The following is a 17,494-nucleotide window of genomic DNA, read 5'->3' as shown; positions in this document are numbered from 1 at the left end:
TGCCTGGCGCGGCGGCAGCCGTCTGCTGGTGCGCGGCGTCCTCGACGCCCCGGCCACCGTGGGGCCCTTCCCCACCCGGCTGCCGGTCGGCGCCGGGACCGTCGTCGAGTTCGCGCACCGCGCCGACGCGGCCTCGGGCCCGGTCACCGTCGAGGTGGCCGTCGCCCTGCACGAGCCGTCGGCGCCGGGCGAACCCGCCCCGTACACCGGTCTGCCCGCCGGGACCGTGGAACCGGGCGACGGCCGGCGTACCGCCACCGTGCGGCTCGGTTCCCCGGGCAGCGGCACCCTGTACGCCCTGGGCGTGCGGCTGACCGGCCGCGGCGGCGCCCCGGTGGCCTGGCGGCTCGGTTCGCCGGCGGTCCGCGAGGCCGCCGGACGGCCGGCCGCGCCCGGCGGGCTGACCGTCACCGACGCCGCCACCGCGGACGGCACGACCGCGGTGGCGGCCGGCCTGGCGGCGCGCCGCCGGTCCGGTCCGCCGCTACGAGCTGCACCGTGTGCTCCCGGACGGCGGCCGCCGCTTCCTCGGCGGCACCCGCGGTGCGGCCTTCCACGTCCCCGGCCTGAGCCGCGAACAGGGCGAGCCGGCCCTCGTGCCGGAGGTCCGGGCCGTGGACGAACTGTTCGCCGTATCGGAACCGTCCTCGGTCCGGCACCCGTGGTAGCCCGGCGCCGCCACCCCTGTCTTTCTCACCCCACCCTCCCCCGACGCAATGGAGCCACCCCCCATGCATGACGATCGCGCACTGGTCGAAGCCCGCCTCAAGCGAGTGCTGGACGAGCGCATCCGCCCCGCCCTGTATCCGGACACGGTCCCCCTGGAGGTCGCGGCCTGGGTCGCACCGGGCGAACCGGTCCCGATCGCCGAGGGCCTGTCCGCCACGCACACGCCGGTGGCGGTGGGTGACCAATGGGGCGCGCCGTGGGCGACGACCTGGTTCAAGGTACGGGGACAGGTTCCGGCGGAATGGGCCGGCCGTACCGTCGAGGCGGTGCTCGACCTGGGCTTCGACGAGCGGATGCCGGGCTTCCAGTGCGAGGCGCTGGTCTACACGCCCGACGGCAGCCCGGTGAAAGCCATCAACCCGCGGAACCAGTGGGTACGGGTGGGCGCACCGGTGCAGGGCGGCGAGGAGGTCGAATGGCACCTGGAGGCCGCCTCGAACCCGGTGATCCTCGATGTCCACCCGTTCCTGCCCACGCAGCTGGGCGACCGGGACACGGCGGGCGACGAGCCGCAGTACCGGCTGACGCGGATGGTCCTGGCGGTGTTCGACACCACGGTGTGGGAGCTGATCCAGGACCTGGAGGTGCTCGGCGAGCTGATGGCGGAGCTCCCGGTGGACAGCCCGCGGCGCTGGGAGGTGCTGCGCGCGGTGGGCCGGTCGCTGGACGCGGTCAACCTCCAGGACGTCAACGGTTCGGCGGAGGCGGCGCGCGAGGAGCTGCGTGAGGTGCTGGCGACGCCCGCGGCGGCGTCCGCGCACCGGATCAGCGCGGTGGGGCACGCGCACATCGACTCGGCGTGGCTGTGGCCGCTGCGCGAGACGGTCCGCAAGGTCGCCCGTACGACGTCGAACATGACGGCGCTGCTGGAGGACGAGCCGGACTTCATCTTCACCATGTCGCAGGCGCAGCAGTACGCCTGGATCAAGGAGCACCGTCCGGAGGTCTACGCCAAGGTCAAGAAGGCGGTCGCGGAGGGCCGGTTCGTACCGGCCGGCGGGATGTGGGTGGAGTCGGACACCAACATGCCCGGCTCGGAGGCGATGGCCCGGCAGTTCGTGCACGGCAAGCGCTTCTTCCTGGAGGAGTTCGGCGTCGAGAACGACGAGGCGTGGCTGCCGGACACCTTCGGTTTCGCCGCGGGGCTGCCGCAGATCATCAAGTCCGCGGGCACCAAGTGGCTGCTGACGCAGAAGATCTCCTGGAGCCAGGTCAACTCCTTCCCGCACCACACCTTCCGCTGGGAGGGCATCGACGGCACCCGGATCTTCACCCACTTCCCGCCGGTGGACAGCTACAACTGCCAGATGGCGGGCAGCGAGATCGCCCATGCCGCGCGGAACTTCAAGGACAAGGGCGTGGCGAAGCACTCGCTGGCGCCGACCGGCTGGGGCGACGGCGGTGGCGGCACGACCCGCGAGATGATCGCCAAGGCGCGCAGGCTGCGCGATCTGGACGGTTCGCCGGTGGTGGAGTGGGAGAAGCCCGCCGACTTCTTCGCGAAGGCGGAGGCGGAGTACCCGCAGGCCCCGGTGTGGGTGGGCGAGCTGTACCTGGAGCTGCACCGCGCGACGCTCACCAGCCAGGCGAAGACCAAGCGCGGCAACCGCCGCAGCGAGCAGCTGCTGCACGAGGCCGAGCTCTGGGCGGCGACGGCGGCGGTCGCGGCCGGACACCCCTACCCGTACGCCGAGTTGGACCGCATCTGGAAGACGGTGCTGCTGCACCAGTTCCATGACATCCTGCCCGGTTCGTCCATCGCCTGGGTGCACCGCGAGGCGGAGAAGACGTACGCGGCCGTCGCCGCCGAGCTCGAAGGGATCATCTCGGGGGCGCTGGCCGCGCTGGCCGGCAACGGGGATGCCGAGCTGGTGGTGAACTCGGCGCCGCACACCCGTGGCGGGGTCGCGGCCGGGGCTCTGGCGGCCGCGGAGGCCGAGGGCGCCGAGGTGCGTGCCGAGGAGCGGGCCGGCGGCGGATTCGTCCTCGGCAACGGTCTGCTGCGCGTCGAGGTCGACGAGCGCGGGCTGATCGTCTCCGCGTACGACGTGGCGGCCGAGCGCGAGACCGTCGCGCCGGGCGGGGCGGCGAACCTGTTGCAGATCCACCCGGACTTCCCGAACATGTGGGACGCCTGGGACGTGGACTCCTTCTACCGCAACGTCGTCACGGACCTCACGGAGGCGGACGAGGTGGCGCTCGACACGGTGTCGCAGGATGCCGCGACGGTCCGCGTCACCCGTTCCTTCGGGGATTCGCGCGTGGTGCAGAAGCTGACGCTGGCGCGCGGGCAGCTCCGTGTGGACATCGACACCGAGGTCGACTGGCACGAGACCGAGAAGTTCCTCAAGGCCGCGTTCCCGCTGGACGTCCACGCCGAGCGCTACGCCGCGGAGACGCAGTTCGGTCACCTGTACCGGCCCACGCACACCAACACCAGCTGGGAGGCGGCCAAGTTCGAGGCGTGCGCGCACCGCTTCGTCCACCTTGAGGAGCCGGGCTGGGGCGTCGCCCTGGTCAACGACTCGACGTACGGCCATGACGTCACCCGCACCGTGCGGGACGACAGCGACCAGGGCACCACGACGACCGTGCGGCTCTCCCTGCTGCGCGCCCCGCGCTTCCCCGACCCGGAGACCGACCAGGGGCTGCACCAGTTCCGCTACGCCCTGGTGCCCGGTGCCACGATCGGTGACGCCGTGCGCGAAGGCCACCGCATCAACCTCCCCGAGCGCCGGATCACCGGCGCCGGCGCGGCGGCTCCCCTCGTCACGGTCGACAACGACGCCGCGGTCGTCACCGCGGTCAAGCTCGCCGACGACGCCAGCGGCGAGGTGATCGTCCGCCTGCACGAGGCGCACGGCGGGCGGGCCAAGGCCGCCGTCACCGCCGGCTTCGACCTGGCCGGCGCCGTCACCACCGATCTGCTGGAGCGCCCGACGGACGACGGTCCGGCGATCGAGCGGGACGGGAACACCGTCCGGATGGCGCTGCGCCCGTTCCAGATCGTCACCCTCCGGCTGACCAGGGCGCAGGGTCCGACGGCCGGCTAGTCACCGCACAGCACCGCACCACGCCGCGTCAGGGCAGGATCGCCTGGCGCGGCGTGGTGCATGCCAGGGCGCGGGGCGCGGGCGTACCGCACCCGGGTCCGCCGGGTCACCCGGATCCGTCGTGGTCCTCGGGATCCCTCCCCGCTCACCCGGGGTCCGCCGGGCGCGAGCGCGCGTCACGGCAGGCGCCGCGGCGTGTCCCGGACCGCCGGGTACGGCCCGGGGCGCGCCCGCGCGGCCGGCCGGGTACCGCCTCGTGGCGCATGTCGCGGTCCGGGTCCAGGCCCAGCATGTCCATCAGCAGAGAGAGATCGTCCGCGTCCCGCGCGCGCCCGGCCAGCGCCTTCCTGGCGAGCCGGCGTTCCTCGTCGCACGGCAGGGGTCGCGGTGCGGTGTCGTCGGCACTGTGGTGTTCATCGCTCACCGCTGCATTCTCAGCCGGGCCGTGGCACCGTGCCCGTCGAGCCGGGCGGACGGGCACCCGCCCGGCCCCGCCGGTGCGCGGCCCGGTCCGTACGGGTGGCCGCTGCCGGAAGGTACCGGCCCGGCGGCGGAACCATCGCCGACCCTTTTCCCTCTTTATCGACACGTCCAGCCTTTATCAACACGTCCAGCCGATCGCCTCAGCCGCGGAGCCACCGTTGAAACCCTCTCTCGCCGCCGCGCTCGCGGTCACACTCGCCGCTTCGTGCGCACTGCTCACCGGCTGTTCCGACACCGGGGACCCGGTCGACTTCAACGCCGGGGGCAAGGGCGAGGGCAGCACACAGGCCAAGCCCGTCGACGACGACACTCTGATGCCGACCGGCCCCAAGAGCGACTTCCGCATCACCCGGACGCTGGACGACGGCACCCATATCGGCCGGGCCACGCTCCAGGGCGCGAAGTCCGGGGTCACCGGAAGCGTGTGGGTCTGGGCCCCGAAGGAATACAACGACCCGAAGTACGCCAAGAGTGGGTTTCCGGTGCTGATAGCTCTGCCGGGCGGACTGGGCAGCCCGCAGGAAAAGGGCGGCGTCACCAATTACTGGGTCGGCGGCGATATCAAGCTTCAGGAGAACCTCACCAAGTGGACCGAGGAGGGAAAGAGCCTGCCGTTCATCGTGGTGATGCCCATGCTCAATCCGGACACCACGTATCACGACGGCAGTGACATACCCGGCCGGCAGAAAATGGGGACCTGGCTGACGGAGGACGTCGTCAACCTCGCGAAGGCCAATTTCCGGACCTTCAAGTCCCGCGACGGCTGGGCCTTCATGGGGTCGTCCTCGGGCGGTTTCGCGAGCCTGAAGGCGGTGCTGAAGTACCCCGATCGGTTCAAGGCGGCGCTGGCCAGCGGCCCGGACATCGTCCCGGACTCGCCGCTGTGGGCGGGGCACCAGCGGGAGAAGGACGCCAACAACCCGGAAAAGCTGGCCGGGCAGCTACTGAAAAAGGGCGGCCCGGACGTCTATCTCGCCTTCCAGGCCGGCACGAAGGAGCCGGCCTCCGTCACCCGCCAGATAAAGAAGTTCCAGCAGACCTACGGCAAGGGTCCGATTCACACCGCATTGCAGGTCGTCCCCGGCGGCCGGCACAACGCCTGGGACTACCAGAAGGGCATGGAAGCCGGCTCGATCAAATTCATCAGCGATCATCTGAAGGCACCGATCCCGAGCTCGTCCTGAGCCGCCGCGTACGGACCGGCCGGTAGTCGCGCCCGCCGACGCGTTTCCCGGCCGGCCGGCGGCGGAGCTCTCCGGCGCGCGGATGCAGATCCCGTGGCCGGGAGTGATCCTGGAGTCATGGGGGTCGTGGCGAGGAGGATGACCCATGTCCGTATTGGACAAGCTGAAGAATCTGCTGAAGGGCCATGAAGGCCAGGCGAACAAGGGCGTCGACAAGGCCGGCGATTTCGTGGACGAGAAGACCGAAGGCAAGCACAGCGAGCAGGTCGACAAGGCCCAGGAGAAGCTCAAGGACGAGTTCGGCGGACAGGGCGACCAGGACCAGCCGCCGCAGCCCTGACCTGCACCGGGCGGCCGCACCGCCGCGCCACGGTTCCGCTCCGTTCGCCGGCCGGGCCGGAGCCGCCGCGGGGCGCTGCGGCTCCGCTCCGCTCTCCGTACCGCTACGGGAGGCGCTCCGTACCCGTCGCTACACGATGCGCTCCCCTGCCCCCTACGGCTCTGCGACGATCTCCGTGCCCCGGAGTGCGGAGTCGTCCTGCACCGCGCCGCCGTGGCCGGGCACCCGGGGGATCTCCGCGGCCGGGAAACCCGTGAGGTAGAGGCCGGCCTCCTCCCCCGCGGCGGCGCCGGTCCGCTTCCGCCGCCGGACGTCGATCGCCTCGACGGTCACCGTCCGCGGCCCGTCCGCCAGCCTGAGCTGCGCCGACTGCCCCACCCGTACGGTCCCCGAGGTCACCGTTCCGGTGCACACCACACCGCGCGCGGGCACCGCGAAAACCCGCTCGACCGTGAATCGGAAAGGCCCGGCCGGCCCATCGGTGCCGGCCGCGCCCCGCGCTGCCGGGCGTCGCGAGAAGATCCCCATGGGAACGGATGATCGCATGTGCGTGCAGGGGGCGGTAGCGATATCCGGGACGGGCGGCGTGGAGCGCCCTCCGCGTCCTTCCGGCGACCCGGTCCACCGTTCCGTGGCCGGCGACCACCCACCGGGGGGGGCCGCTACCGGAGCTTGTCCGGCTGTCTGCCGCCTCTAGGCTGGCCGGATGATCACCATGTCCGCCCAGCTCACCGCCGATGTCCTGCTGCGCCCCGTCACACCGGCGGACGCCGTGGGGCTCTCCCGGGCCTACCGGCGCAACCGGGCCCATCTCCGCCCCTGGGAGCCGCACCGGGGCGACGCCTTCTTCACCCCTGACGGGCAGTCCGAACGTGTCCGCAACCAACTGGCCGAGCAGCGGGCCGGGCGGCTGATGCCGTGGGTCCTGGTCCGTGACGAGGGCCACGACGACGGCGACGCACAGCAAGGTGGCGGCGACGGCGACGACATCGTGGGGACGGTCACGCTCAACGGCATCACGCTCGGCCCCTTCCGCAGCGCGAACATCGGCTACTGGATCGATGCGGACCAGGTGGGGCGCGGACTCGCCTGCGCCGCGGTGACCGAGGTCTGTGCCGTGGCCGACACCACGCTGGGCCTGCACCGCATCGAGGCCGGCACCCTCCTCGACAACACCGCCTCGCAGCGCGTACTGGTCAAATGCGGCTTCGAGGCGTTCGGCACCGCTCCCCACTTTCTCCACATCGACGGCGCCTGGCGCGACCACCGCCTCTTCCAGAAGATCCTCAACGACCGCCACCCGTGAGCCGTGCCCGTGGAACGGAGCGGGCCCGCGGCCCCGTGGGGCGGCAGCGGCCGGACACGACGGTGCCCGCCCCCGGGGCGGGAGCGGGCACCGTCGTGGGCGGCGCTTACGCCGGGCGGATCTTCTCCGCCTGGGGGCCCTTCTGGCCCTGCGTGACCTCGAAGGTCACCTTCTGGCCTTCCTGAAGCTCGCGGTAGCCCTGAGCGTCGATGTTCGAGTAGTGCGCGAAGACGTCGGAGCCGCCGTCGTCCTGCGCGATGAAACCGAAGCCCTTATCCGAGTTGAACCACTTCACCGTGCCGCTGGCCATACCTGTCTCCTTCGTTCAAGGCTTGAATCGGCCCCCGCGTACCGCGGGAACCAGAGGTGATCGCCCTGGTCCGGAGAGGCGCTGCACAGCAAGAACGCCCGTGAACGCGACACGGGCGACCGGCACTTCGGAACCACGACAGCTGATCAGGACGCTACACCGCGCAACGCCCGGCAGTCATCACAACCGAGACAGTCGCGCCACGCTTCACCTGGTCAAGGCGGTTCCCCGTCCTCCGGGACCACCACCGATCGGATGAACACACGGCGGCCGATCGCCCCGGTCCCGCCATGCTCAAGGGTCTGCATGTACGGACCGGTCAGGGCTGGGACCCTCGCGGTCCTGGCCGGTCGCGGTCCGGACTCACCCGGACTCCCCGCCCGCGGCCCCCCGCTTCCTACGGCGCCGCCACCGGCCCGCGCCGAGTCCCACGAGGGCGACGGCGGCGAAGCCCCAGACGTACGGCGCGTACGGCGCGTTCGAGCCGCTGTCCTGGGCCTCGGCGGTCGTCCGGAGTGCGGCGGTCCCTCGTGGCGCGGCGGTCTTCCGGGGTGTGGCGGCAGGTTGCCGACGGCCGGTGCGCCGCGCCCCGGCATACGGCTTGCCGGGTGCCCCGGCGGGCACGTCGGCGGCCAGGGTGCCGACGGGATCGGCCCGGGGAGCCGCGTAGAACCCCCAGTCCAGCAGGGCGCGCGCCTCCTCGTACACGGCGTTGTCGGCGCCGGACCGCGGGTTCATCACGGTGACCAGGAGCGTCCGGCCGTCGCGCCGGGCCGCGGCGATCAAGGTGTTGCCGGCCGCGCTCGTGTAGCCGTTCTTCACCCCGATCAGTCCGGGGTACGGTTCCACGCCGTGCGAGCCGACCAGCAGCCGGTTGGTGTTCTGGATGCCGAAGGCCAGGGGCCCGCCGTCCTCGGGGAACTGCGCCGTCTTCGTCGAGGCGAAGCCCAGGAACTCGCGGTCGGCCAGGCCGGCCCTGGCGAAGAGGGACAGGTCGTAGGCGGAGGAGTACTGCCCTTCGATGTCGAACCCGTCCGCGGACTCCACCTGCGTGTCGTGGGCGCCGAGGCGTTCCGCCGTCGCCTGCATGTCCGCGACGGTCTCCGCCCAGCCGCCGTTCATCGAGGCGAGGGCGCGTACCGCGTCGCTGCCCGAGTTGAGGAAGACCCCGCGCCACAGGTCGGCGACGCTGTAGTCCGTGTCCTCCTTGATGCCGACGAGCGCGCTGCCCGCTTCGATACCGGCCAGTTCCGCCTCGGAGACGGTGTGGACGGTCTCCGGTGAGAACTTCGGCAGCACCGTCACGGCGAAGAGCGTCTTGAGGGTGCTGGCCGGGGGCAGCTGACGGTGCGCGTCCTTGGCCGCGAGGATCGCTCCGCTCCCCGCGTCCGCCACCACCCACGACAGCGCCGAGACCTCGGGCGGCCGGGACACATCCGGCCTGGGGCGGAACTGCACCCCGGGTTCATCGGGCAGGCCATGGACAGCGGTGGGCCGGACCTCGGCAACGTCGTCGGCGCCGTGCGGGCCTCCGGCGATCGCCGGACCGCACACGGCCAACAGGCTCACGGCACAAACGGCCGCCGCGGTACGGGCTCTGACGGTGGACCAACGCGCTCTCGACATGGGGACCACGCTAAAAACGCCCCCGGCCACCCGCCGGTTGGCCTACTCCATCCGGTCTCCCACCGCCCCCGGCGGCGGCCGGCAGTTCCCTGGCTGTCCTGTGTCATCGAATGGTGAGCGTGTGCCATCGAAGTCTGGCGGCGAAATCGCTGGTCGCAGCAGTGCCCGCGTTTCGGCCGGGCGGGAATCCGGCGACCGGGTCCGGCGCCGGGAACGGTTGAGGCAGGGACAGACGTTGGCCTGGCATGGTTCCGATGCTGATCGTCTCCCTGCTCATGGCAGCCGTGATCGTCGTGCCGCTACTGCTGTCCGGCGCACGGCGTCTCGTGCTGCGCAACGGTCGTCCGGTGTGGCTGCGGCGACTCGTGGTCCGCACGACGACGGGCGGCGGCGGAAGCGGCGCCGGAGCGGCTGTCGCCGAGCTGGTCGCCGCCCTGAACCCGAACAAGCGGGTGGAGATCGAGCAGCGCCGAACGGACCAGTTGATACGTCATGACAGCGAGGCCGGTGCGCCACCGCGCGCCACCGTGGACCTGACGGCGGGACGGGCGGTGATCAGGCGCCGCCGAGACCCCCGGCGCTGACATCACTCGGACTTCGGCGTCACAGGACACCAGCCGGGCCGGTCCCGGCGAACCGTCGGACGGACTACTGCTCCGTCCCGGTGATCCGGCATTCGATGCGGTTTCTGGAGCGGTTCCCGGCACGGTGCTCGGTGGCGCTTTTGACGGGACTTTCCCGCGGTTTCTCCCACCCGACCGAGTAGCGCCACAGCAGATGGCGGCGGAAGCGGCAGCCCGGCAGCCGTTCCTGGGCCGCACGGCGGACCTCGTGCCAGGACATACCGGGGTCCTGGACGGGCATCCCTGGCGGATCGGTCTTGCCGCCATGTCGCCGGGCGAGGAAGCGGGCGGCGGGTACGCCGGCGGCGCTGATCAGCCAGTCCAGGGGTGTCCGGTTGATCGCCAGACCGATGAGGACCAGTCGGCCGCCGGGCGCGAGCAGGCCGGTCATCCGGTCCAGCGCGGCCGCGAAGTCCAGGTGATGCATGACGGCCACGGCGCTGATGAAGTCGTAGCCGGTGTCGATACCGGGTTCGGGATCGGTTTCGGTGTCGGCTGCATCGCCGGTGTCGTGGCCGGTGCCTCCGCCCGTGCCGGGGCCGGCCGGAGGTGGGCCCGGCGTCATGAAGTCCGCCCGGAGGAACGCGGCGTTCGGGCTCCGTCCGCCATGCTCGCGCGCCACACGGATCATGTCGGCGGAACGGTCCACCCCCGTCACCTCACGGGCCCGCCCGGCCAGTTTGCGTACCAGCAGGCCGTCGCCGCAGCCGATGTCCAGGGCCCGCCCACAGCCGTCCGGCACGGCGTCGAGCACCAGCCGGTGGTAGTGCACATTGTGGTTCCAGTACGGGTCCGGTTGCGGGGTGCGCCAAGACATCCCGCCACGGTAGCGGGATCCGGCGGCGACGCCGCGGCCCCTGTCTGCCGCCGAGGGGAGCAGACCGGCGTCCGGCGGTCACCCGGGGGCCGTCGGGACCGGGCGGGCCCGGTGGGGGTCGAGGAGCGGGCCGAGCAGGTCGCCGTGGCGTTCCCGGCGGGCGGCGATATCGCTGAAGAGGAAGGAGAGTTGTGCCGGTTCGGTGCAGGCGGCGATCTCGTCCCAGGTGACGGGGGTGGAGACGGTGGGGGTGGCACGGGCGCGCAGGGTGTAGGCGGCCGCGGTGGTCTTGGCGGCGGAATTCTGGGAGAAGTCGAGGAAGACCTTGCCGGGGCGCAGCGCCTTGGCCATCTTGTGGACGACGAGGTCGGGGAGGGCCGCCGCGGCCGCCACGGCGAGCGATCTCGCGTACGCGGTGGTCCGTTCGGCGGACGCGGGCTCGATGGGCACGATGAGGTGCAGGCCCTTGGAGCCGCTGGTCTTGGCGTAGGCGTCGAGGCCGTCGGCCGCCATCCGGTCGCGCAGCCACCCGGCGGCGGCGCAGCATTCCACGATGGTGGCCGGTGCGCCGGGGTCCAGGTCGAGGACGAGGCGGTCGGCAACGCCGGGGGCGTTCCTGGTCCATTGGGGGGTGTGCAGTTCGACGACCAGGTTGGCGGCCCAGACCAGCGAGGCGAGGTCCTGGAGGAGGACCTGCCGGCTGGATCTGGCGCTCGTACCGGGTACCTCACAGGTCTTCACCCAGGCGGGCGTGCCGGGCGGCACGTTCTTGGTGAAGAACCGGGGGCCGTCCGGTCCGTCGGGGAAGCGCAGGAAGGAGACCGGCCGGTCGTGGAGGTGCGGGAGGAGCAGGGCCGCGGTGGTGGTGCAGTAGTGCAGCACCTCGCCCTTGGTAGTGCCGGTCGCGGGATACAGGACCTTGTCCAGGTTGGTCAGCGCGAGGCGCCGCCCCTCCACGACGGTGATCGGCGACATACGATGAGAATCCCACACAAGGGACGAACTATGCGCTCCGTATGGAATGGGTCGATATCGTTTGGCCTGGTCAGCATCCCCGTGAAGACCTACAGCGCCACCGACCGCACCTCTTCGGTCTCCTTCGTCCGCATCCACGAGAAGGACGGCGGCCGGATCCGCTACCGGAAGTTCTGCGAGCTGGACGGGGAGGAAGTCCCGAACGAGGAGATCGGCAAGGGCTATCCGGCGTCGGACGACGCCATCGTGCCGATCACCGACGACGATCTGTCCCGGCTGCCGCTGCCGACGGCGCGCACGCTGACGATCCTGTCGTTCGTCGACCCCGGCGAGATCGATCCGCTCCAGCTGGACAAGTCCTACTACCTGGGGCCCGACGGCCTCGCCGCGACCAAGCCGTACACGCTGCTGCGGGAGGCGCTGGAGCACCACGGGAAGGTCGCGATCGGCAAGGTGGCGATGCACGGCCGGGAGACCCTCGCCATGCTGCGGGCACACGACGGGGCGATCGTGATGCACGCCCTGCTGTGGCCGGACCAGATCCGGCCGACGGAGGGCGTCGTGCCCGGCGACGTGGAGATCCGTCCCAACGAGCTGACCCTCGCCGAAGTGCTGATGGATTCGCTCGGGGAACTGGATCCCGCCGAGCTGCACGACGACTACCGCGAGGCCGTCGAGCAGCTGGTCGCCGCGAAGGTGGCGGGCGGCGAACCCACCGTCCCCGAGGCGGGGGCCGCCGCCGGGGCCAAGGTCATCGACCTGATGGCCGCCCTGGAGAACAGCGTGCGGGCGGCGAAGGAGGGGCGCGGGGAGCACGTCGGGGCGGCGGGGTCCGGGGCGGAGTCGCCGCCGGCTTCCGTCACTCCGATCCGGGGGCGGCAGACCGCCAGAACGACGAAGACGGCGAAGCGGAGCGCGGCACCGGCCGCCGCCGAGAGGAGCGGCACGCGGAAGACCACCGCACGGAAAGCGCCGGCGGAGTCCGGACCCTCCGGGGCATCCGAACCGTCCGGGAAAGCCACCGGCACCGCCACGAAGACCGCGAAGAAGTCCACCGCCGCCTCCCCCGGCACCTCCCGGACGTCCGCGACGAAGAAGACCACCGAGAGTGCAGCGGGGAAATCAGCCGGGAAGAGCACCGCGAGGGACACCGCGAAGACCACCGCGCAGACCGCGACAACAGCGAAGACCACGAAGACCGCGAAGAAGTCCCCCGCGAAGCCTGCGAAGAAGCGGGCGTCGGCATAGGACCGGCCGGTCCGGCGGATCCGGTCGGCCCCGCCCCGCCCGGCCACCCCACCCGGCCGTCCCGGCCCGCCGTCGGCGCGGTACCGGCGGCGTACCGGAAGCCTGGGCGGACCCGCCCGAAGTCCCGCCCGCCGCTCACCCCCTGCCTGGATCTAGAGTCGTGGCATGGCTTCAGACGAGGGGAACACCCGCATCGACAGCTGGATCTGGTCCGTGCGGCTCACCAAGACGCGCTCGCTGGCCGCCGCGGCCTGCCGGGCAGGGCACGTACGCGTCAACGGGGAGCGGGTGAAGGCGGCCTATACGGTGCGCACCGGCGACGAGGTGCGGCTGCGGCAGGCCGGCCGGGAGCGGATCGTGGTCGTCTCGCGGCTGGTGCGCAAGCGGGTGGGCGCGGCCGTCGCCGCCGAGTGCTTCGTCGACAACAGCCCGCCGCCCCCGCCGCGCGAAGAGGCCCCGGTCATCGCGCACCGCGACCGCGGGGCCGGCCGTCCCACCAAGCGCGACCGCCGGGAGATCGAGCAGCTGCGCGGCCGCTGACCGGTCCCGTCCCGGTTCTCGGCGGCTACCCGGGCGGCAGCGCGTCCAGGTAGACCCACAGGCCGTTCTCGCGGACGAAACGGCTGTGCTCGTACTGGCTGTCGGCCTCGCCGTGCAGCGTGTAGTGGGCACGGAATGCGACGGTGCCCTCGGTGTGGAAGGCGCTGCCGCCCGTGGTGCCGAGGATCTCCAGTCCGGTCCACCGCTGTGCGGGTTCGAGGTCCAGCCCGCCGGGCCGGGTCGTCGGGTGCCAGGTGCGCAGCAGATATCCGGTGTCGGCGACGACGAAGGCGCTGTAGCGCGAGCGCATCAGCCGCTCCGCGGTCGGGGCGGCGGCCCGCCCCTGGTGGCAGCCTCCGCAGCAGTCGCGGTAGGGCTCGCCGCGTCCGCAGGGGCAGGGCGAGGTGGGGGTGACGGCCGGTCGGCGCGGTTTGTTCTTCGACACCCCACGATTGTGCCGGGTCGGCGGGAGGGCCGGCGCCCCGCCCGGCAGGGGCACGGTGCGGGTACCTTCTCCTCGCTGCCATTTGGGCGTTTTCAACGATAAATCACCCATTCGCGGCTTTTGGTGGCTTGATACTTGCTGTGAGGCTGGAAGGACTCATGGTGACCGTCCCCACCACCCAGGAGAGAACCCTCATGATTCTGTCCATCTCCGGCGTCGTCCTGCTCGGTGTCATCGTCTTCCTGTTCTTCCGCAAAGACGGCCTCAAGCTGTCCCACGCCCTGGTCTGCGCGCTGTTCGGCTTCTATCTCGCGGGCTCGGCCATCGCGCCGAGCATCAAGGCGGGCGGCGCGAGCCTGGCGAGCCTGCTCGGAGGTCTCAAGATTTAGCGCGGCGCCCCGAGTCACGCCCGACCGGGCCGCGCCATGTCCCGTCCGGGCCGCTCCGTGTGCAGCACGCCCCCGGCTCGTACCCCACACCGAGCCGCTCACGTCCACAGCACGAGCGACAGGAGACAGATGTGGCCCGGCGCCCCCTGCCCCGCATCCTGACCAACAGCGCGTCGATCGCCCGCAGCCGCGAATTCGCGCGCACCGCCGCCGACAGCGCCACCGACGTGTTCCACCCGCTGATCACCATCAGCCGTGGACTGCGCCGGCTGGCCGTGGTCGGCCGGGGGCGCTGGTCCGCGACGCCCAAGGAGCGCCGGAGCCCACTGCTGTTCCTCGTCGCCGCGTGTGTGCTGGCCGTGGCGCTGGTGCCGTACGGGCCGCTGCTCGCGCTCATCGTGGTGACGGGGGCGGCGGCCTGGACGGGGCGGGACCGCGCGCCGGCACGGTCCGGTCCCGGCGAGGCGGAGTCGGAGCGGTTGCAGGCGCTCTACGAGGCGTTGGTGCCGTACTTCTCCGCCGAGGGTGACCCCCACCCCCTCTACGCCCATGACGGCGACTGGGAGCGGGCGTTCACCGAGTACCGCTTCGACGACAGCGGCCGCCTCGTCCGCCTCCGGCTGAAGTACCCGGCGTATTTCACCGACGGCGAGGCCCCGTCCCGGGCCCGCGTCGAGCAGGTGCTGCACACCAGGTCCGGCCGCGGCCGGGAGTACCACTTCGCCTGGGACGAGGAGGCCGGTCAGCTGGTGCTGACCGTTCTGGGGGCGCTGCCCACCGATATCACGGCGCAGCCTTTCCTGACCGCGCCGGGTGAGACGGTGCTGGGATTCACCGATCCCGGCTCCGTACCGTGGACCCTGCCGGTCGCCGTCGGGGCGGGGACACGGGATGTGCCGCCGGTGGTCTGGCGTACCGGCGGGCGGTCCACCGAGCCGCATCTGCTCGCGCTCGGACAGCCGGGGAGCGGGACCACGACGCTGCTGCGTTCGATCGCCCTCCAGGCGCTGCGCCACGGAGATGTGCTGATCATCGACGGCAGCGGCACCGGCGAGTTCGCCGTGCTGGCCGGGCGCCGTGGCGTGCTGGGGGTGGAGAGCGGGCTCTCGGGGGTGCTGGCGACGCTGGAATGGGCGTCGCACGAGACCGAGCGCAGGCTGATCGCGGCGAACCGCGCCCGGCAGGCCGGCCGGGCCGCGCCCGACGACACCCGGCGGCCGCTGTGGATCCTCGCGGACCGCCCGACGACGCTGACGCAGCTCGCGGCCGCGGAGGGCCGGGACGATCCGCAGCGGCTGCTCCAGGTGCCGTTGCGGTACGGCAGGGCGGCCGGTGTGACGGTGGTCGTGGCCGATCAGTTCCAGAGTGCCGAGCTGCTGAGCGATCCCGTACGGGCGCACACCCGGGCGCGGGTCGTGCTCGGGTGCGCCGCTCCGGAGGAGGTACGGGCGGTGCTCGGGGCGGTGCCGCACACCACGCCGCCGGCGCAGATGCCGGCGGGGTGCGGGTACGGACGGCTGGGGACCGGTGAGGTCCTGCGGCTCCAGGTGCCCGCCACCCCCGACCCGTTCGACGAGGCGACGGGCGAGGCGCACCGGCAGGCCGTCCTGGCGCTGCTGCCGGAGCACCCGGTTCCGGCCGACGGGGCGGCGCCGGGCAGGCCGGTGACCTTCGCCAAGGGCGCGCCCGCCCCGGAGCGGGGTGGCGCCGCCGGTGATCCGGCGGTCCCGGCCGGGCCGGGCCGCGCGACCGCGGCCGTACCGTCCGTCAAGGGCGCAGGGCCCGCCGGATCCGTCGCGGTCAACGGGTCGGAAGCCGCCCGCGCGGAGGGCTGAGAGCCTCGACCGGCACCCGCCGGCCCCGCGTCAGGCCACGAACGGCGTCCGCAGCTCGGCCTCGACCGGGGTGCCGGTCGCGACCAGGCGCGCGGCGCCGGCCAGCCGGGCGACGGCCTCGTCGGCGACCGCTCCGCCGACCGTGAACGGCAGCCGCACAAAGCCTTCGAACGCGCCGTCGACGCCGAACCGCGGACCGGAGGGGACGCGCACCCCGAGCCGCTCCCCCGCCTCGGCGATACGGGAGCCGGAGAGACCGCCGGTACGGACCCAGAGGGTGAGCCCGCCGTGCGGAACGGTGAACTCCCAGTCGGGCAGGCGCCGTTGCAGGGCGCCGACGATCGCGTCGCGGTTCTCGCGGGCCTCGCGGCGGCGGATCTCGATGGCCCGCTCCCAGCCGCCGGTCCCCAGGAGCGAGGCGATGGCGAGCTGTTCGAGTACCGGTGAGCCGAGGTCGGAGTAGGCGCGGGCGGCGACCAGACTGCGGATGATGTCGGGTGCGGCGCGCACCCAGCCGATCCGCATCCCGGCCCAGAACGCCTTGCTGGCCGAGCCGACGGTGATCACGGAGCTGCCCGCGGGGTCGAACGCGCAGACCGGGCGGGGCGGTTCGGGGTCCTCGTCCAGTTGGAGCTCGGCCATGGTCTCGTCGACGACGAGCAGGGTGCCGGCCGACCGCGCGGCGTCGACCAGGCGGCGGCGCTGGTCCTCGGTGGCGAGGGTGCCGGTGGGGTTGTGGAAGTCGGCGACGACGTACGCCATACGGGGTGCCGCGTCGCGCATGACCTGGCGCCAGGCGGGGATGTCCCAGCCGGTCAGCCGCTCGGCGAGGGCGACCGGGACGAGCCGGGCACCGGCGTCCCGCATCAGCTGGAGGATGTTGGCGTAGGACGGGGAGTCGACGGCCACCCGCTCGCCGGGGCTCGTGCACAGGCGGCAGATCGCGGCCACGGCACCCATCGCCCCCGTGGTCACCATGATCTGTTCGGGCATGGTGGGTATACCGCGGGCGGTGTAGCGGTCGGCGAGGGCCTGGCGCAGGACGGGCAGGCCGGCCGGGTAGTCGCCGTGGGTGTGGGCGTAGAGCGGGAGGTCGGCCATGGCGCCCTGGACGGCGCGGGTCAGCCAGGGTTCGGGGGCCGGGAGGGCGGCGCAGCCGAGGTCGATCATGGAGCCCGCGGCCTCCGGCGGCAGCGGTTCCAGGCCACGGGTGGGCAGCGGGTTGCCGGCCGGGACCGCGGTCCAGCTGCCGGAACCGCGCCGGGATTCCAGGAAACCTTCGGCGCGCAGCGCTTCGTAGGCGGCGGCGACGGTGGTGCGGCTGACCGCGTGGGCGGCGGCCAGTTCGCGTTCGGCGGGCAGCCGGGCGGCGACCGGTACCCGGCCTTCCAGGACGAGGCGGCGTACCCCGTCGGCGAGACTGCGGTAGGCGGGCAGCCGGCGGCCGCCGCCCGGGGGTTCGGCGTCCCGGGGATCCTGTGAGCGGAGCAGCCGGGCCAGTTGGGTCGCACCCACCGCTGAAGTCCACTGGGCCATAACGATCAGTCCACCTTCCCCGAATTGGCTCTTCTCGCGGAGCCTGGACGCGCCA

General features: G+C 72.5%; 18 protein-coding genes. 10 read left to right on the top strand and 8 right to left on the bottom strand.

Annotated elements, in window-relative coordinates; genetic code table 11:
• The first annotated feature begins 500 nt into the window (after positions 1 to 500).
• Positions 501 to 668, top strand: a complete 168-nt coding sequence (locus ACLJWH_RS01805; protein WP_411139732.1) for a hypothetical protein — start codon at positions 501 to 503, stop codon at positions 666 to 668.
• Between the two features lie 63 nt (positions 669 to 731).
• The gene (locus ACLJWH_RS01800) at positions 732 to 3,782 is read left to right on the top strand and encodes an alpha-mannosidase (protein WP_411139731.1); all 3,051 of its coding nucleotides are present in this window, start codon (positions 732 to 734) and stop codon (positions 3,780 to 3,782) included.
• A gap of 145 nt (positions 3,783 to 3,927) precedes the next feature.
• Here ACLJWH_RS01800 and ACLJWH_RS01795 read toward each other — a convergent pair whose 3' ends face one another.
• The gene (locus tag ACLJWH_RS01795; RefSeq protein ID WP_411139730.1) at positions 3,928 to 4,206 is read right to left on the bottom strand and encodes a hypothetical protein; all 279 of its coding nucleotides are present in this window, start codon (positions 4,204 to 4,206) and stop codon (positions 3,928 to 3,930) included.
• A gap of 217 nt (positions 4,207 to 4,423) precedes the next feature.
• On the opposite strand from ACLJWH_RS01795, the gene ACLJWH_RS01790 reads away from it, so the two are divergent.
• Both ACLJWH_RS01790 and ACLJWH_RS01785 read left to right on the top strand, forming a co-directional pair.
• Positions 4,424 to 5,449: an alpha/beta hydrolase gene (locus ACLJWH_RS01790; RefSeq protein WP_411139729.1), complete on the top strand. Its 1,026-nt coding sequence runs from the start codon at positions 4,424 to 4,426 to the stop codon at positions 5,447 to 5,449.
• A gap of 145 nt (positions 5,450 to 5,594) precedes the next feature.
• Entirely contained in the window at positions 5,595 to 5,789 is a 195-nt protein-coding gene (locus tag ACLJWH_RS01785) for an antitoxin (protein ID WP_411139728.1), read from the top strand.
• Between the two features lie 153 nt (positions 5,790 to 5,942).
• On the opposite strand, the gene ACLJWH_RS01780 is transcribed toward ACLJWH_RS01785, so the two are convergent.
• Positions 5,943 to 6,188, bottom strand: a complete 246-nt coding sequence (locus ACLJWH_RS01780) for a hypothetical protein (RefSeq protein ID WP_411139727.1) — start codon at positions 6,186 to 6,188, stop codon at positions 5,943 to 5,945.
• A 307-nt stretch (positions 6,189 to 6,495) separates the two neighbouring features.
• Between ACLJWH_RS01780 and ACLJWH_RS01775 the strand changes: the two genes are divergently transcribed.
• On the top strand, positions 6,496 to 7,095 hold the full coding sequence (locus ACLJWH_RS01775) for a GNAT family N-acetyltransferase (protein ID WP_411139726.1): 600 nt from the start codon (positions 6,496 to 6,498) through the stop codon (positions 7,093 to 7,095).
• 106 nt (positions 7,096 to 7,201) lie between these two features.
• On the opposite strand, the gene ACLJWH_RS01770 is transcribed toward ACLJWH_RS01775, so the two are convergent.
• Together ACLJWH_RS01770 and ACLJWH_RS01765 are read right to left on the bottom strand one after the other, a co-directional pair.
• Complete coding sequence (locus ACLJWH_RS01770) at positions 7,202 to 7,405, bottom strand: cold-shock protein (RefSeq protein ID WP_052860028.1); 204 nt, start codon at positions 7,403 to 7,405, stop codon at positions 7,202 to 7,204.
• A gap of 363 nt (positions 7,406 to 7,768) precedes the next feature.
• Positions 7,769 to 8,974: a D-alanyl-D-alanine carboxypeptidase family protein gene (locus tag ACLJWH_RS01765; protein ID WP_411139725.1), complete on the bottom strand. Its 1,206-nt coding sequence runs from the start codon at positions 8,972 to 8,974 to the stop codon at positions 7,769 to 7,771.
• 311 nt (positions 8,975 to 9,285) lie between these two features.
• On the opposite strand from ACLJWH_RS01765, the gene ACLJWH_RS01760 reads away from it, so the two are divergent.
• The gene (locus tag ACLJWH_RS01760; protein ID WP_411139724.1) at positions 9,286 to 9,615 is read left to right on the top strand and encodes a DUF6191 domain-containing protein; all 330 of its coding nucleotides are present in this window, start codon (positions 9,286 to 9,288) and stop codon (positions 9,613 to 9,615) included.
• A gap of 64 nt (positions 9,616 to 9,679) precedes the next feature.
• Here ACLJWH_RS01760 and ACLJWH_RS01755 read toward each other — a convergent pair whose 3' ends face one another.
• A complete protein-coding gene (locus ACLJWH_RS01755) occupies positions 9,680 to 10,471 on the bottom strand; it encodes a class I SAM-dependent methyltransferase (RefSeq protein ID WP_411139723.1) in 792 nt (263 codons plus the stop codon).
• Positions 10,472 to 10,549: 78 nt separating this feature from the next.
• A complete protein-coding gene (gene ligD / locus ACLJWH_RS01750; RefSeq protein ID WP_411139722.1) occupies positions 10,550 to 11,446 on the bottom strand; it encodes a non-homologous end-joining DNA ligase in 897 nt (298 codons plus the stop codon).
• Between the two features lie 30 nt (positions 11,447 to 11,476).
• On the opposite strand from ligD, the gene ACLJWH_RS01745 reads away from it, so the two are divergent.
• Positions 11,477 to 12,694 carry a Ku protein gene (locus tag ACLJWH_RS01745; RefSeq protein WP_411139721.1) on the top strand — a complete coding sequence of 406 codons (1,218 nt, stop codon included), beginning with the start codon at positions 11,477 to 11,479 and terminating at the stop codon, positions 12,692 to 12,694.
• A 165-nt stretch (positions 12,695 to 12,859) separates the two neighbouring features.
• A complete protein-coding gene (locus tag ACLJWH_RS01740; protein ID WP_411139720.1) occupies positions 12,860 to 13,234 on the top strand; it encodes an RNA-binding S4 domain-containing protein in 375 nt (124 codons plus the stop codon).
• Positions 13,235 to 13,259: 25 nt separating this feature from the next.
• On the opposite strand, the gene ACLJWH_RS01735 is transcribed toward ACLJWH_RS01740, so the two are convergent.
• On the bottom strand, positions 13,260 to 13,679 hold the full coding sequence (locus ACLJWH_RS01735) for a YchJ family protein (protein ID WP_411139719.1): 420 nt from the start codon (positions 13,677 to 13,679) through the stop codon (positions 13,260 to 13,262).
• A 194-nt stretch (positions 13,680 to 13,873) separates the two neighbouring features.
• On the opposite strand from ACLJWH_RS01735, the gene ACLJWH_RS01730 reads away from it, so the two are divergent.
• Both ACLJWH_RS01730 and ACLJWH_RS01725 read left to right on the top strand, forming a co-directional pair.
• Positions 13,874 to 14,068, top strand: a complete 195-nt coding sequence (locus ACLJWH_RS01730; protein ID WP_052860069.1) for a hypothetical protein — start codon at positions 13,874 to 13,876, stop codon at positions 14,066 to 14,068.
• A 131-nt stretch (positions 14,069 to 14,199) separates the two neighbouring features.
• On the top strand, positions 14,200 to 15,903 hold the full coding sequence (locus ACLJWH_RS01725; RefSeq protein WP_411139718.1) for an ABC transporter ATP-binding protein: 1,704 nt from the start codon (positions 14,200 to 14,202) through the stop codon (positions 15,901 to 15,903).
• 30 nt (positions 15,904 to 15,933) lie between these two features.
• Here the strand turns inward: ACLJWH_RS01725 and ACLJWH_RS01720 are convergent, their stop codons facing one another.
• The gene (locus ACLJWH_RS01720) at positions 15,934 to 17,439 is read right to left on the bottom strand and encodes a PLP-dependent aminotransferase family protein (protein WP_411139717.1); all 1,506 of its coding nucleotides are present in this window, start codon (positions 17,437 to 17,439) and stop codon (positions 15,934 to 15,936) included.
• Between the last annotated feature and the right edge of the window lie 55 nt (positions 17,440 to 17,494).

It is taken from the genome of Streptomyces sp. x-80 (genome assembly GCF_046549095.1).
GTDB classification, from domain to species: Bacteria; Actinomycetota; Actinomycetes; order Streptomycetales; family Streptomycetaceae; genus Streptomyces; species Streptomyces celluloflavus.
Note: the sequence above shows the minus strand (reverse complement) of the source record. Positions and strands in the feature narration are given on the sequence as shown.